Genomic DNA, 13,684 nt, shown 5'->3' with positions numbered 1-13,684 from the left:
GATGGCAGCCTTTACCGACCGTTTGCGGAAGAATGTTAATCCGATCTGGGAACGGACTCATCAGCATCCGTTTGTCACCGGATTGGGTGACGGAAGCTTGAATCCGCAATCATTTGCCTTTTACATGAAGCAGGATTATTTGTTTTTGATTGAATATGCGAAACTGTTTGCCGTTGCCAGCACCAAAGCGCACGATCTGGCCACCAGCGCCAGATTTGCGGCTCTTCAGGAAGCGACGCTCAACTCGGAGATGTCGCTGCACCGTCAGTACGCGGAGCGCTTCGGAATTTCGAACGAAGAATTGGAAGCAACAGAGCCCTCTTTTGCGATGCTCGCCTACACCAGCTATATGCTGAAAGTGGCGTACCAGGGGTCGCTTGGTGATTTGGTCAGTGCCTTGCTGCCCTGCATGTGGAGCTACTGGGAAATCGGCAAGCGGCTGGCCGATATCCCGGGGGCATTGGAGCATGAGCTGTATGGAGAGTGGGTTCGCACCTACAGCTCGCCTGAGTTCGGGGAGCTGGCCGAATGGCTGATCGCCATGATGAATCAGCTCGCGAATGGAAAAAGCGAGCAGGAGTTGGCCCGATTCGAAGAGCATTTCCTGACGACTTCCCGGATGGAATACCTGTTCTGGGAGATGGCGTATCGGGAGGAGCTTTGGCCTTGAGTGAAAAGCTAGCCTTTTCCGACGTCAGCTTCTCCTACGGGACCCAACCTCTCCTGCGCCGATTCCATCTGACCGTAAATCAGGGGGAATTCGTCAGCCTGATCGGCCCGAGCGGCATCGGAAAAAGTACGCTGTTTCAGCTGACGGCGGGGCTGCTGCAGCCTGATGAGGGAACCATCCGTCTTGACGGCGTGCCTTCGGGCGAACGACTGGGGAGGGTCGGTTACATGCCGCAGCGGGATATGCTGATGGCGTGGCGAACGGTTGCAGAAAACGCAGCGCTTCCTCTGGAAATTCAAGGCGTTCCGCGCAAGGCGGCTTTGGAGCGGGTACGGGCGGAACTGCCGCGATTCGGTCTGGATTCCTGGGCAGAAGCGTACCCGTCCCAGCTTTCGGGGGGCATGCGTCAGCGCGTTTCCTTTCTTCGTGCCATGCTGACCGGGGCAGACCTTTTGCTATTGGATGAACCGTTTAGTGCGCTGGACGGTATCACCCGCATGGACATGCAGGAATGGCTGCTTGATATGTGGCAGCAAACCGGGACCACCCTGCTTTTGATCACCCACGATATCGACGAGGCTATTTTGATGGCCGATCGGGTGGTGGTGCTGCTGGATTCGCCCATTACCCGCGCGGTGGAATTACCGGTGCCGATCCCGCGGCCGCGGGAGGCTGTCTGCCGTAACCACAGCAGCTTCCTTGCGCTTCGGGAGCAGGTGTGGGCACTGTTGAGGCGTCAGAAGGATCCGTTGATGGGGAGGTATGCCTGATGAAGCCTCGCAGCCAGGTCGTTTGGTTTGGCGTATCCCTGTCGCTGTTGATGCTGGGCTGGGAAGCGGTGTGCCGTCTGTTTGCCATCCCGCCGTTCATTCTGCCGCCCCCCAGTGCTGTATTGCTTTCCCTGTGGGAGCTACGCGACCTGTTTTTTGGCCTGCACCTATGGGCGACGCTGCGCGAAGTATGCATCGGCCTTTCGCTGTCGGTGGTTTTTGGGGTTTGCCTCGCAGTGGCCATGCACGGGAGCAGGAAGATTGAGCGGCTGATTTATCCGTACATCGTCATTTCCCAAACCATCCCGATCATCGCCCTTTCCCCGGTGTTCATCCTGTGGTTTGGCTACGATCTGTCGGGAAAGATCGCGGTGACCATTCTGTTCACCTTTTTTCCCATCGTGGTGAATACCTATGACGGCTTGTGTTCCGCCGATCGGGACATGATTGATTTGCTGCGGACGATGGGAGCAAACCGACGCCAGATATTTGCCAAGCTGCAGCTGCCCGCCAGTCTGCCTGCGTTTTTCAGCGGGTTAAAGGTAGCCGCCACCTACAGCGTGGCCGGCGCAACCATCGGCGAGTGGCTGGGCGCGAGCGAGGGATTGGGCTATTTTGGCCGCAGAGCATCCGGAAACTTTCAGGCACCCGCCTTGTTCGCCTCGGTCCTGCTTTTGTCGATGCTGGGCATGCTGCTGTTTTGGCTCGTAGGGGTCGTCGAACGAAAATGGGCCCCCCATGCTCGAGTCGCGAAAAACAAACAACCAAGTAAAGGAGTCCAGCCATGAAACGCTTTTGGAAATCAACCCGAATCGTATTACCCGTGATCCTGGCAGCAGGTCTCGCCGCGTGCGGCAGCCAATCGGCAGGCACCGGACAAACCGCTCCGGCCGCAAACGAGCCAACCGAACTCACGATTGCGCTGGACTGGTATCCGAACGCCGTTCATTCCTTCCTCTACGCGGCTGAGGAACAAGGGTATTTTAAAGAAGAAAATCTGAAGGTAAACCTCCAGATGCCGTCCGACAGCAACGACCCGTTGAAAATGGTGGCAGCCGGCAAGGTGGATGCCGCGATCAGCTACCAGCCGCAGGTCGTACAGGCCCGCTCCGAGGACATTCCGGTCGTATCCATTGCGGCCCTCGTGCGGCACCCGCTCAACGTGATTATGACCCGTCAGGACAGCGGCATCCGTGAAGCGAAAGACCTGGCCGGCAAAAACATCGGTTATCCGTCCATCCCGCTGGATGAATCGATCGTCCGCACCGTGGTGAAAAAGGCAGGCGGGGACGACTCCGGTCTGAAGTTTACCGACATCGGATTCGACATCGTCCCGGCGCTGACGGCGAAGAAAGTGGACGCTGTGGTAGGCGGATACATCAACCACGAGCAGGTGATCCTGGAGAAAAACGGCATTCCGGTTAACGTGATGAAGCCAAGCGACTTCGGGGTACCGGATTATTACGAACTGGTCATCGCCACCAGCGACGCCACTCTGGGCAAGAAACAGCAGGCGTTGAAAGCGTTCCTGCGTGCCGCTGCCAAAGGTCAGGACTACGTGGCGAAAAACAAGGAAAAGGCGTTGCAGCTCCTGCTCTCCAAGCAGGCGAAAGAGTTTCCGCTTGAAGAGGACGTGGAGAAGAAAAGTCTGGATATTCTGCTTCCGCTGATGGATGCGGGCAGCCAGCCGTTTGGCAGCCAAACGGCTGAATCCTGGCAGACCTTGAGCGATTGGATGAAGCAGGAACAGCTGATCAAAAAGGATGTAAAAGCCGAAGAGGTCATGAAAAATCTGGCAGAATGATGGCGACTCCCCTGCGGGGGAGTTTTCTTTTTCCATGCACACGTTTTATAATGGGAAGGTGAAAATTGGACAAGGAGAAGTTTTCATGAGGGATAATCGCGAGAGACAGCAAAACAAACTTGTCATATGGGCTTTCATCGGAACCATCGCAATCTGTGCGCTCTCCATCGCCGGTTATGCGTACTATGTACTGTCGATGCGGGGATGAATAACATGAAAATAACCCACTCGGAGTTAGCTATCGCTGAGCCGAGTGGGGTCCCTTTTTGCGCCGTTGACCAAGGGGTCAGCGGCTTTTGATTTGATAGCGGTTCAATTCTCTGTCCAGATTTCCAGTCAGCATGAGCCAGAACATGCGAAAGTCGGCGCCAAGAGACCAGAGGGGATGACCGAACGTAGCCGGTTTGTTTCCCTCGATGAAGAAGTGGCTGTACCAGGCGAATCCGTAAGCGATGATCGGGGCGAGCAGAACAGCCCACCATTGCCAAAAGATCGCGGCAAGCAGACAGAGGAACACCATAGAGGTGCCGATAAAATGGTACCGTCGCGTGACTGGTTTGCTGTGCTGTGCGAGGTAAAACGGCCAAAAATCTGCAAAGGAACGAAAAGAAGGTTTCGCCATGACATGCCTCCCGTCAGAAAGGAATTTCTTTGCATTCCTATTCTTCGTGGGCATTCAGGAATCCTCCATTGCCACGCGAGCACAGCGCCCGCCACATGAACGGGCGAGTAGGTTTGTCGGCTATGGAGAAAGGCTCTTTAATTTTTGCTGTACCTGGGAAACGGTGATGTCGTTTAACTCAGAAAAACCGGCATTCCGAAGCGCAATGGTTTTGCCTTCGTACACCGGATAGACGCCCTGCCAGAGACCAACGATACTGTGCAGGCTGGTCCCTTTGACCGGCTGCAGGAAGAGCAGGTAATCGCCTTCTGCTAGCGGACCGGGAAACGTCATGTTTAACGGGTTTTCCGGATCAGGCAGCGGTTCAACTCCTGTGCTTAACAAGTCTACCAGACGGGGCGCTGTTCCCTTCAGGGCGGTCTTGACATGAATGGATTGAACGTAGTTGACCTTGCGCCCCTCGGGAACCCGCTCCCGGGTAGGATAACTCTGATGAGCGCTGTCGGTCCATCCGAAGACAATCATGTCGCAGCGCCGGACCAGATCCTGCAGGTTAGTGGCTGGCGTGCTGTCCACCTTCAACCCGGATATGTCGGTACGCTGGGCCCCTGCCGAGCTGCATGCACCGAATAATAGCAACAGTACCAGGAAACCTTTTTTCCACACATTGCATACCTCCCATTCTTGTCAAACCCATTCTTTAGTATGGGAAGAGAAGAGGGACTTATGTATCATCTATCACATGTGATTTTAGTAATATTTTGAAAAGTAGGACAAAATGCTATCATTGTTGATAGTTTCAAATTTTATCCAAACTAAGGCAAGGAGGGTATTATGAACAGATCGGTCCATATCGCTTGGAAATGGCTGTTGACCTGTATGCTGGCCATGCATTTGGCCGCGGCTCCCGCATACGCGCACGGGGGCACGCATACAACCGATCCTCTGTCGGCTCACGTCGAGAAGCTCCTGCTCGACCTGACCAGGGACGAGAACAGTATCGGGATGCACGCCGGCATCGTAGTTTACAATTTGAACAAAAAGGAGTACTTGTACCGGCACAATGACCAGAAATCGTATGTGCCCGCATCCAACATGAAGCTTTTCACCACCATGGCCGCTTTGGACAAGCTGGGACCTGAGTACCAGTTCAAGACGGAAGTGTATGTCAATGGATCCATCCTGCCAAACGGGGTGGTACATGGAGACCTTGTGTTGAAGGGGTACGGCGATCCTTCGCTCTCTGTCGAAGATCTTCAAGGCATTGTCACAGCTCTGAAGGAAAAAGGCATTACCCAGATCAACGGCAACCTGCTGGTTGATGAAAGCTACTTCGATTCCGTTCGCCTCGGGTACGGCTGGATGTGGGACGACGAGCCGTATGGATACAGTGCCCAGTTGAGCGCGCTAGCCGTACATAAAAACAGCATCACCGTGACCATTACTCCTGACAAAAACGTGGGAGAGGCTCCAACGCTTGCGATGGAACCGGCTACATCCTACCTGCAGCTGGTCAACCGCCTGAAGATCGTCGAGGGGGCGGAAGACGACATCACGGTGACACGGGATCGCGGAAAGAACGTCGTCACCCTGTCCGGTACGATCGGAAAGCAGGCAGAGCCGTATCAGGAGGACGTGACGATGGAAGATCCGGCGATGTTCGTAGCGGATGTATGGAAGCAGCAGCTGGAAGCCGCCGGTATCAAGCTGAAACAACAGGCAGAGGTGAAAAAGACACAACTTGACACCGGTGTTCCGCTGCACACACACCTGTCTCAACCGCTTGCAGATATTTTGATGGAGCTGAACAAAGAGAGTGATAACTTTTATGCGGAAATGCTTTTAAAGACGTTGGGCGCGACGCAAAAAGGGCAGGGCAGTGCCGAGGCGGGCAGCGAGGTTGTCGCGGAGGTCCTGCGCCAGGCCGGCGTGGAGACGGGATACCGCCAGAAGGACGGTTCCGGTTTGTCCCGCTTCAACCTCATTACGGCCGGGCAGATGGTAAACCTGCTGGCCTACGTGCAGGAAAAGGACTACGGTGAAACACTGGAGAAGACACTGCCCATCGCAGGCGTGGACGGTACGCTGAAAAGCCGTTTGAAAAATACTCCGGCGGAAAACAACCTGACCGCGAAAACCGGTTCCATGGGCGGGGTAAACAGCTTGTCCGGCTACATCACCGCAAAAAACGGAGACAAACTGGCCTTTTCTATTTTGATCAACGGTATTTACAAATCCAAATACGCGCGTGATCTGCAGGATAAAATCGCGATTTTACTGGCTGCCTATCCAGAACTGACTCCACCTTCCGATTATACGCAGCCGGTGGCGAAAAGCTACAAGCTGTCCACATGGATCGATCCCATCCTCGATCAGGCGGCCGTAAAAGGGGTAACGGCTGGTGTTATTGTCAAGGCACTTGAAGACAATGGATCAGAAGCCGTCTGGTACGAGCGGGATGCCGACCGCCTGCTTACGCCGGCTTCCAACCTCAAGCTTTTGACCAGCGCAGCGGCCCTGACCGGCCTTGGAGAAGAGTACCGCTTTAAGACGGAACTGTACGCCCCATCAGAACTGCCCAAAAACGGCGTCCTCCAAGGTGATCTGTACGTAAAAGGATACGGTGATCCCACGCTGCATACGGAAGACAGCCTCAAGGTCCAGGAAGGGGTCTCGGTAGAAGAGATCGCCGCATGGTTGAAAGACCATGGTGTCAAGAAAATCAACGGCAACCTGGTGCTGGACGAAAGCTATTTTGACGCACAGCGTCTCGGTCTTGGCTGGGCATGGGATGATGAAAGCTACTACTACAATCCGCTCTTGGGGGCGCTGGCGTTGAACCGCGGAACCGTAATGGTGGAATACGAGCCCGGGGCAAAAGCAGGCGAACCGGTACAGCTCACCCTGTGGCCAAAAACCAAGTACGTTACACTGATCAACGAAGCCACGACTACGGAGCCAACCGGGGAAAATACCTTTCGCATCGAACGTGACCGGGCGACCAATACGATCCGGGTCAAAGGCAGCCTGCCGCTCGACACGACCGGTGACTATGAGCGCGTACCGGTAGAAGACCCCGCGCTTTATCTGGGTACTGTTCTGAAAGAGGAGCTTGCGGAGCAGGGGATCCATTTTGACGGCAGCAGCACCGTTGCGATCGGGCAGGTGCCAACAAACGCCGTGAAGTGGAAGGAGTTTGTCTCTGAACCTCTCAAGGAGATCATCACTTATCTGAACAAGAAGAGCGACAACTTTTATGCGGAAATGCTTACCAAGGCTATGGGAGCGGTCAAGATTGGCGAGGGAAGCACTTCAGCAGGAGTGGATACCGTGATGGAGATGATCAAGTCCATGGGCGGCAACACCAACTTCGACATGGTGGATGGCTCCGGCCTTACCCGCTACAATCTCATATCCGCCCGACACATCCAGTCCGTGCTGGAGAATCTGACAAAGCAGAAACAATTCGGCGTCTACTATGACTCACTGCCGGTTGCCGGTGTGGACGGCACGTTGAAAAGCCGGATGAAGGGCACCGCCGCCGAGAACAACGTACGTGCCAAAACCGGCACGCTAACCGGGGTAAGCAGCCTCTCCGGATACGTCACCACGAAAGCCGGCCAAAAACTTGCCTTCTCTATTATCTTGAACGGATACACAGAGGAAGCAAAGGCATTAACCGACATTCAGGACCAGATCGCCGTCGCATTGGCTTCCTATGAAGACTAACCCAGCTTGCAAGAAAACCCACCCGGCTCAAGACCACCCCAAAAAGTGAAGAGTAGCTATGCAGAGTATTCCGATTACTTTTTGGGGGCCCCGTATTTGCGCTTCGCCGGGCGGGGCCCCGAACACTTTTCTAGCGGCTGTATGGGATGTCCAAATTTATAAATTCTTATACACCAAAAAAGAGAATGTCCCTGTCCGGGGCATTCTCTTTTTGTTTGGGTCCCGCCCAGTGAAGCGTACGGTATAGCTGAGTGGTGCTATTAGGCAGTTGTACGTGTCCGTGCATAGGGCGAGAACATATCATATTCAGATCGTATCACACCCCCGGCACATTCTGATGAAAGGACGTGAAGGATTTTGAGTTCGACGCTGTTCCAGTGGAAAAAACTTGAAGATTTCTCTGCAGAAGTGTTTACCAGGGCGGGAGTTCCCCGGCAGCATGCAGAAACGGTTGCCCAGTCCCTCCTTCACGCGGACCTGCGCGGCATCGAGTCGCATGGATTGGCGCGCATGCCGATCTACGTGCAGCGAATTGAGCGGGGCCTGGTAGAACCAAAAAACGAAGCCGCGGTCGTCTCACGGAAGGAGGCTTCCACTTTATTGGACGGACAAAACCAGTTGGGGGCAGTGGTCGGGAAAAAAGCCCTTTCGTTGGCATTGGAGGGAGCGCGTAAAAACGGGACGGCAGTGATCGGTGTGCGAAAATCCAACCACTTTGGGGCCTGTTCGTTCTACGCGGAACAAGCCATTGAGCAAGGAATGATTTTGCTGGTGCTGTCCAATGCGCCGCAAACCATGGCGCCAACGGGCGGCATTCGTCCGTTCTTCGGGTCCAATCCCCTCGCGATCGGGATTCCTGCAGGTGAAGAACCCCCGTTTTTACTCGATATGGCGACCAGTGTGGCGGCACGAGGGAAAATTGCTCTGGCAGCGAAAAAGGGAGAGTCTATCCCGCATGGATGGGCGCTGGATGCCGCCGGAATGCCGACGACCGATGCGGACAAAGCACTTGAGGGGACGATCCTTCCCATTGGAGGCCCCAAGGGATATGGGATCGCGATGTTTATTGATATTCTCTGCGGAGTACTGACGGGAGCCGGATTTGGAGAGTCCGTCTGCAGCCTGTACGACAACTGGGAGCATTCGCAAAATGTCGGCCATGTCTTTTTGGCGATCGAGATCAATCGGTTTATGCCGCTTGATTTGTTTCGGCAGAGGATGGATACGTACATCCGTCAAGTGAAAGCAGTGCCCAAAGCAGATGGCATCAGCGAAATTTTGATCCCAGGAGAGCTGGAACTGCGTACCATGAAGCAGCGCAAGCTGACCGGTATCCCACTGGCGCCGCCGATCGTGCGTGAGTTGAAGGAGATGGGTTCAGCATACGGTGTAGACCTGGCCGGTGCGCGTCTGGAGTAAGGAATGGCCAATCGGGTTTCGCGGACAGACAGCAACACATAGACTGATGTGACTGTGTGCGGAAAGGAGCGGGAATATGCAACGACAGATGTGCAAGGGAAAAATTCACCGGGCGACGGTGACACAGGCGGAACTGCACTACGTAGGCAGTATTACGATCGATGCGCTGCTGATGAAAGCAGCTGACATCAAGCCGTACGAGATTGTTCAGATCACCAACGTGCGAAACGCGACACGGTGGAAGACATACGCGCTGGAAGCTCCGGAAGGGTCGGGCAAGATCTGCCTCAACGGGCCCCCGGCTCACTTGTTTCAACCGGGCGATCTCGTCATCATCCTGAGCATGGGAATGTATGACGATTCGGAAGTGGACGCGTTGGTGCCGCGTGTGGTATTTGTCGACGAGCAAAACCGTATCACCAAAATCGAAGAGCATCATCTTATTACGAATGGGGAGACGGAGCCATAAAAGTACCAAATGTGGGGAAGTGGAGCAAACATCAGCTGATGGAGCAAGATGAGCGGTTGAAGGAGTATTTGCCGCACACCAGCCTGTTTACTCCCGATACGCTTTGGGAGTACACGGACCGATATCCGATCGTGATGGTGAAACCGTCGGGGGGCCAAGGCGGTGCTGGCGTGATCCAGCTGACCAGGTTGGAAGAGGACACGTACCGGATCCACACCGGAAGCACCAAGCGAACGATCCGAGGCAAGGGACCGACGTTGTCCTATCTGCGTTCCTTGTTCATTCCCAAGCCGTACCTGCTTCAGCCGCGTATCCCGCTCGGCCGTATCAACGGACGCCCTTTTGACCTGCGCGTGATGGTTCAACGGAAAAAAGGGGAGACGTGGAGAGTAACGGGTTGGCTTGCCAAGGTGGCGGGGCCTGGATATGTCGTCACCAACATCAGAAGAAGCGGCGGCAAGGTAGTGCCGCTCCGGACTGCCATCGAGCTGTCCGATGTGAAGCAGTCTTCGGAGATCCTCCCGCATGTTCGCAAGGTTGCTTTGATGACGGCCCATCGTTTGGGAAACGTGTACAAAAGCTTGCGGCTTGTCGGAATTGACATGGGAATTGACGTGGACGGAAAGCCGTGGATAATTGAAGCCAACTTTCGCCCTGCACTTTCCCTGTTTCAAAAATTACAGGATAAAACGTTATACAACCGAATCTGTTCCTATTTAAAGCGATGATACACCAAAAAGAACCACTGCGCACAGGTGGTTCTCTTTTGTGTTAAAAAACTGAAAATTGCATCTTGTGTTTTTATACAACCGTCGTATAATGAGCAATATCAAAGCGAAAAAATGGAACAGCAGTTCCGAATTTCGGAATGGAGAGGGAAGCCATTGCCGGAGACGAACAAAACGGTTGTGAAAGCAGTAGAACTCCTGTATGTATTTCTGGATCACCCCCAGTTGACGCTGCAAGAACTTGTGAACCTTACCAGTCTGCCGAAAACGTCGGTTCACCGGATGGTGACGACGCTGGAAGAGGCGGGCTTTTTAAGACGGAGTCAGACGGGTGTCTACGAGCTTGGTTTAGCGTTTCTTCAGTTTGGACATGCCGTGACGGAGCGCCTGGACATTCGCAGGATGTCGCTTCCGGTCATGCAGCGGCTGAAAGAAGAGATCGGGGAAGCCGTCAATTTGATCATTCGCGATGGCGATGAAGCCATTTACGTGGAAAAAGTGGACACTAACGAGCCGGTCCGCGTCTATACCGCGATCGGTCGACGGGCACCGATGTACGCAGGCGCCTGCCCGCGGATTCTTCTCGCACATCTTCCGAGGAGGCAGCGGGAACAATATCTGGAAACGGTCCAGCTGGAGCCGATTGCCAACAATACCATTACGGACAAGGAAGTTTTGCGCAGAGTTCTGGAGGAAGCGCGGCAAACCGGATACACCGTCAGCCACTCCGAGTTGGCCAATTTCACGTCGGCCGTCGCATCGCCGATCTTCGACCACACGGGTCAGGTTGTTGCCGGGCTGAGTATTGTGGGGCCGGAGAACCGTTTTCAGGCCGAACACCTGCCGCGGCTGATCCTGAAGACAAAATCGGCGGCGCAGGAGATTTCCGCCAAACTGGGCTGGAACAAGCCATTGAGAGGAGGTGTGCGGTAATGCCGTTACAACTGCTTCCATTAGGAGATCAGGCAGTGCTGGTACAGTTCGGTACCGCCATACAAACGGAAACGCACGAACGGGTAAAACAACTGTCCGCGTATCTGGAAAAACATCCGCTGCCGGGTATGGTAGAATACATTCCCGCCTACACGACCGTCGCTGTTTTTTATGACGCGGTTCAGGTGTACGAGCAGCAAAAATGGAATACTACAGCGGGCGAAATCCTTCCTGCTTTTGAATGGGTTTGCAGGCGAATTCGAGAAATCGTTTCCCATCTGGGTTCCAGTGTAGCGAGCGAGGGGCGAATCGTGGAGATTCCCGTCTGCTACGGAAAAGAGATGGGACCGGATCTGGGGGACGTCGCCCGGCATCACGGAATCAGCGAAGAAGAGGTCATTTCCATCCACGCCGGCGGAGAGTATCTGGTCTATATGATCGGCTTCGCACCCGGATTTCCGTACATCGGAGGCATGTCCCCCAAAATTGCCACACCGCGCCGCACATCACCCCGTCTCAAAATTCCGGCTGGCTCGGTCGGCATCGCCGGCCAACAAACCGGCATTTATCCCATGGAGACACCGGGCGGTTGGCAGATCATCGGCAGAACGCCGCTGAAGCTGTTTCTTCCGCAACAAGATCCGCCCAGTTTGCTGCGGGCTGGAGATCAGGTGCGATTTGTCCCCATCACCCTGGAGGAGTATTTCGCCTATGAGGAGGGACGCGGATGAGCATACGTGTCATCAAGCCTGGTCTGTTGACCAGCGTGCAGGATTTGGGGCGCTACGGCTACCAGAAGCACGGGGTGATCGTCAGCGGAGCGATGGATCCGTTTGCCCACCGCATCGCCAATCTGCTGGTCGGCAACCAGGAGAGCGAAGCGACACTGGAAATGACACTGTTGGGGCCGACGCTGCAATTTGAAGCTGACGCTCTGATCGCCATCTGTGGCGCTGATCTTTCGCCATCCGTTGGCAGCATCCCACTGCCTCTGTGGAAGCCGATCCTGGTAAAAAAGGGAGAGACGGTACGGTTCGGCGGCTGTCGCAATGGCACCCGGGCGTATTTGGCTGTGGCGGGCGGCTTTCCACTGCCGAAAGTGATGGGTAGCCGCTCCACCTATCTCCGGGCAGGATTGGGGGGATTTAACGGCAGGTCGCTTTTGACAGGAGATGAACTTCCGATCGGAATCCCGTCAGAGCAGGGGCGTCTGTTGATCGGACAGCTTCAATCGCAACGGGGGGAAGGCGCTTTTTCCGCCGCTGAATGGGGAGCTGCACCGGAGCTTATGCCAGCCTACCGGGCACAGCCCGTCATTCGTGCGATGCGCGGAAACCAGTTTGAGTGGTTTTCCCCGGAAAGCAGGGAAGCGTTTTTTACCCGGCCGTTTCGTGTCACGCCGCAGTCGGATCGCATGGGCTACAGGCTGGAAGGACCGACATTGAACCTGGCGGAGAAAAAGGAACTGATCTCTGAGGCAGTCGCTTTCGGCTCCGTGCAGGTGCCGGCAGAAGGCAATCCGATCGTCCTTCTGGCTGACAGACAAACGACCGGCGGCTACCCCAAAATTGCACAGATTGCAACCGTTGATTTGCCCGTAATCGCGCAGACCAAACCGGGAGATACCCTGCGTTTTGAGGAAATCAGCAGGGAAGAGGCAGAGTATTTGTATGTGGAGAGGGAGAATCACATCCGCCAGCTAAAGCTGGGAATCATGTTGAAACAAAGGATAGGAGGCAGATCGCATGTACCAAGTGGATTTGAACTGTGACATGGGGGAGAGTTTCGGGGCGTACCAGATCGGATGTGACGAGGAGATCCTGCCTTACATCACTTCGGCTAATATCGCCTGCGGGTTTCATGCCGGAGATCCTGCTACCATGCGGAAAACGGTCCAACGAGCGCTGTCCCACGGAGTGGAAATCGGGGCACATCCGGGATTGCCGGACCTGATGGGCTTCGGTCGGCGCAACATGGCGATTTCACCTCAGGAAGCATACGACATGGTGGTGTACCAGGTTGGTGCACTGAACGGCTTTATTCAGGCAGAAGGGGGAGTGATGCAGCATGTCAAACCTCACGGTGCGTTGTACAACATGGCTGCTACCCGGGAAGACCTGGCTCGGGCCATTGCCGAGGCCGTCTATCGGGTGAATCCGGAACTGATTTTGGTCGGCTTGGCGGGAAGTCGATTGATTGAGCAGGGCAAAGCGGTCGGACTTCGGGTCAGGAACGAAGTCTTTTCTGATCGCACCTATCAGCAAGACGGCACGCTCACCCCGCGAACACAGCCGGATGCGCTGGTCACAAGCGACGAACAGGCAGTCCGGCAGGTCATCCGCATGGTAAAGGAAGGCAAGGTCTTGTCCCAACAGGGAACAGACATCGCCATACAGGCAGAAACCGTATGCATTCACGGCGACGGAAAACACGCCTTGATGTTTGCTCGTCACATCCGCGAAGCCCTAAAAGCGGCCGACATTGCGGTGCAGGCGATGAAACATAAAAATAACGAATGACGCAGAAGGGGGTTATGTTGT

15 protein-coding genes are annotated in these 13,684 nt (G+C 54.9%); 13 read left to right on the top strand and 2 right to left on the bottom strand.

The window, feature by feature from the left end; all coding sequences use genetic code 11:
• Window position 1 precedes the first annotated feature (1 nt).
• The 5 genes from tenA to ACE99V_RS14880 all read left to right on the top strand — a co-directional run bounded on the left by tenA (window position 2) and on the right by ACE99V_RS14880 (window position 3,452).
• Complete coding sequence (gene tenA, locus ACE99V_RS14900; protein WP_400492021.1) at window positions 2-670, top strand: thiaminase II; 669 nt, start codon at window positions 2-4, stop codon at window positions 668-670.
• Window positions 667-1,440, top strand: coding sequence for an ABC transporter ATP-binding protein (locus tag ACE99V_RS14895; RefSeq protein WP_400492020.1), 774 nt, complete (start codon window positions 667-669; stop codon window positions 1,438-1,440). Before tenA ends, ACE99V_RS14895 begins: the two co-directional genes overlap by 4 nt.
• The gene (locus ACE99V_RS14890; RefSeq protein ID WP_400492019.1) at window positions 1,440-2,228 is read left to right on the top strand and encodes an ABC transporter permease; all 789 of its coding nucleotides are present in this window, start codon (window positions 1,440-1,442) and stop codon (window positions 2,226-2,228) included. Before ACE99V_RS14895 ends, ACE99V_RS14890 begins: the two co-directional genes overlap by 1 nt.
• On the top strand, window positions 2,225-3,244 hold the full coding sequence (locus ACE99V_RS14885) for an ABC transporter substrate-binding protein (RefSeq protein ID WP_400492018.1): 1,020 nt from the start codon (window positions 2,225-2,227) through the stop codon (window positions 3,242-3,244). Before ACE99V_RS14890 ends, ACE99V_RS14885 begins: the two co-directional genes overlap by 4 nt.
• An 85-nt stretch (window positions 3,245-3,329) precedes the next feature.
• Window positions 3,330-3,452: a hypothetical protein gene (locus tag ACE99V_RS14880; protein ID WP_400492017.1), complete on the top strand. Its 123-nt coding sequence runs from the start codon at window positions 3,330-3,332 to the stop codon at window positions 3,450-3,452.
• 78 nt (window positions 3,453-3,530) lie between these two features.
• Here ACE99V_RS14880 and ACE99V_RS14875 read toward each other — a convergent pair whose 3' ends face one another.
• Together ACE99V_RS14875 and ACE99V_RS14870 are read right to left on the bottom strand one after the other, a co-directional pair.
• On the bottom strand, window positions 3,531-3,866 hold the full coding sequence (locus ACE99V_RS14875) for an Mpo1-like protein (protein WP_400492016.1): 336 nt from the start codon (window positions 3,864-3,866) through the stop codon (window positions 3,531-3,533).
• A gap of 120 nt (window positions 3,867-3,986) precedes the next feature.
• Window positions 3,987-4,532 carry a hypothetical protein gene (locus ACE99V_RS14870; RefSeq protein ID WP_400492015.1) on the bottom strand — a complete coding sequence of 182 codons (546 nt, stop codon included), beginning with the start codon at window positions 4,530-4,532 and terminating at the stop codon, window positions 3,987-3,989.
• Between the two features lie 168 nt (window positions 4,533-4,700).
• On the opposite strand from ACE99V_RS14870, the gene dacB reads away from it, so the two are divergent.
• The 8 genes from dacB (at window position 4,701) to ACE99V_RS14830 (ending at window position 13,663) form a co-directional block, all read left to right on the top strand.
• Window positions 4,701-7,595, top strand: a complete 2,895-nt coding sequence (dacB, locus tag ACE99V_RS14865; protein ID WP_400492014.1) for a D-alanyl-D-alanine carboxypeptidase/D-alanyl-D-alanine endopeptidase — start codon at window positions 4,701-4,703, stop codon at window positions 7,593-7,595.
• Between the two features lie 357 nt (window positions 7,596-7,952).
• Window positions 7,953-9,014: an Ldh family oxidoreductase gene (locus tag ACE99V_RS14860; RefSeq protein ID WP_400492013.1), complete on the top strand. Its 1,062-nt coding sequence runs from the start codon at window positions 7,953-7,955 to the stop codon at window positions 9,012-9,014.
• A 76-nt stretch (window positions 9,015-9,090) separates the two neighbouring features.
• The gene (panD, locus tag ACE99V_RS14855; protein ID WP_400492012.1) at window positions 9,091-9,483 is read left to right on the top strand and encodes an aspartate 1-decarboxylase; all 393 of its coding nucleotides are present in this window, start codon (window positions 9,091-9,093) and stop codon (window positions 9,481-9,483) included.
• An 11-nt stretch (window positions 9,484-9,494) separates the two neighbouring features.
• On the top strand, window positions 9,495-10,211 hold the full coding sequence (locus ACE99V_RS14850) for a YheC/YheD family protein (protein WP_400492011.1): 717 nt from the start codon (window positions 9,495-9,497) through the stop codon (window positions 10,209-10,211).
• Window positions 10,212-10,325: 114 nt separating this feature from the next.
• Complete coding sequence (locus ACE99V_RS14845; protein WP_400492010.1) at window positions 10,326-11,144, top strand: IclR family transcriptional regulator; 819 nt, start codon at window positions 10,326-10,328, stop codon at window positions 11,142-11,144.
• The gene (pxpB, locus tag ACE99V_RS14840) at window positions 11,144-11,875 is read left to right on the top strand and encodes a 5-oxoprolinase subunit PxpB (protein ID WP_400492009.1); all 732 of its coding nucleotides are present in this window, start codon (window positions 11,144-11,146) and stop codon (window positions 11,873-11,875) included. The genes ACE99V_RS14845 and pxpB overlap by 1 nt, the downstream gene beginning before the upstream one ends.
• A complete protein-coding gene (locus ACE99V_RS14835; RefSeq protein WP_400492008.1) occupies window positions 11,872-12,915 on the top strand; it encodes a 5-oxoprolinase subunit C family protein in 1,044 nt (347 codons plus the stop codon). The genes pxpB and ACE99V_RS14835 overlap by 4 nt, the downstream gene beginning before the upstream one ends.
• Entirely contained in the window at window positions 12,890-13,663 is a 774-nt protein-coding gene (locus tag ACE99V_RS14830) for a LamB/YcsF family protein (protein WP_400492007.1), read from the top strand. Before ACE99V_RS14835 ends, ACE99V_RS14830 begins: the two co-directional genes overlap by 26 nt.
• Window positions 13,664-13,684 lie beyond the last annotated feature (21 nt).

The organism is Brevibacillus soli, from assembly GCF_044759095.2.
Lineage (GTDB): Bacteria > Bacillota > Bacilli > Brevibacillales > Brevibacillaceae > JBIYSM02.
The sequence above is the reverse complement of the archived record's forward strand: the minus strand, read 5'-3'. Positions and strand labels throughout refer to the sequence as shown.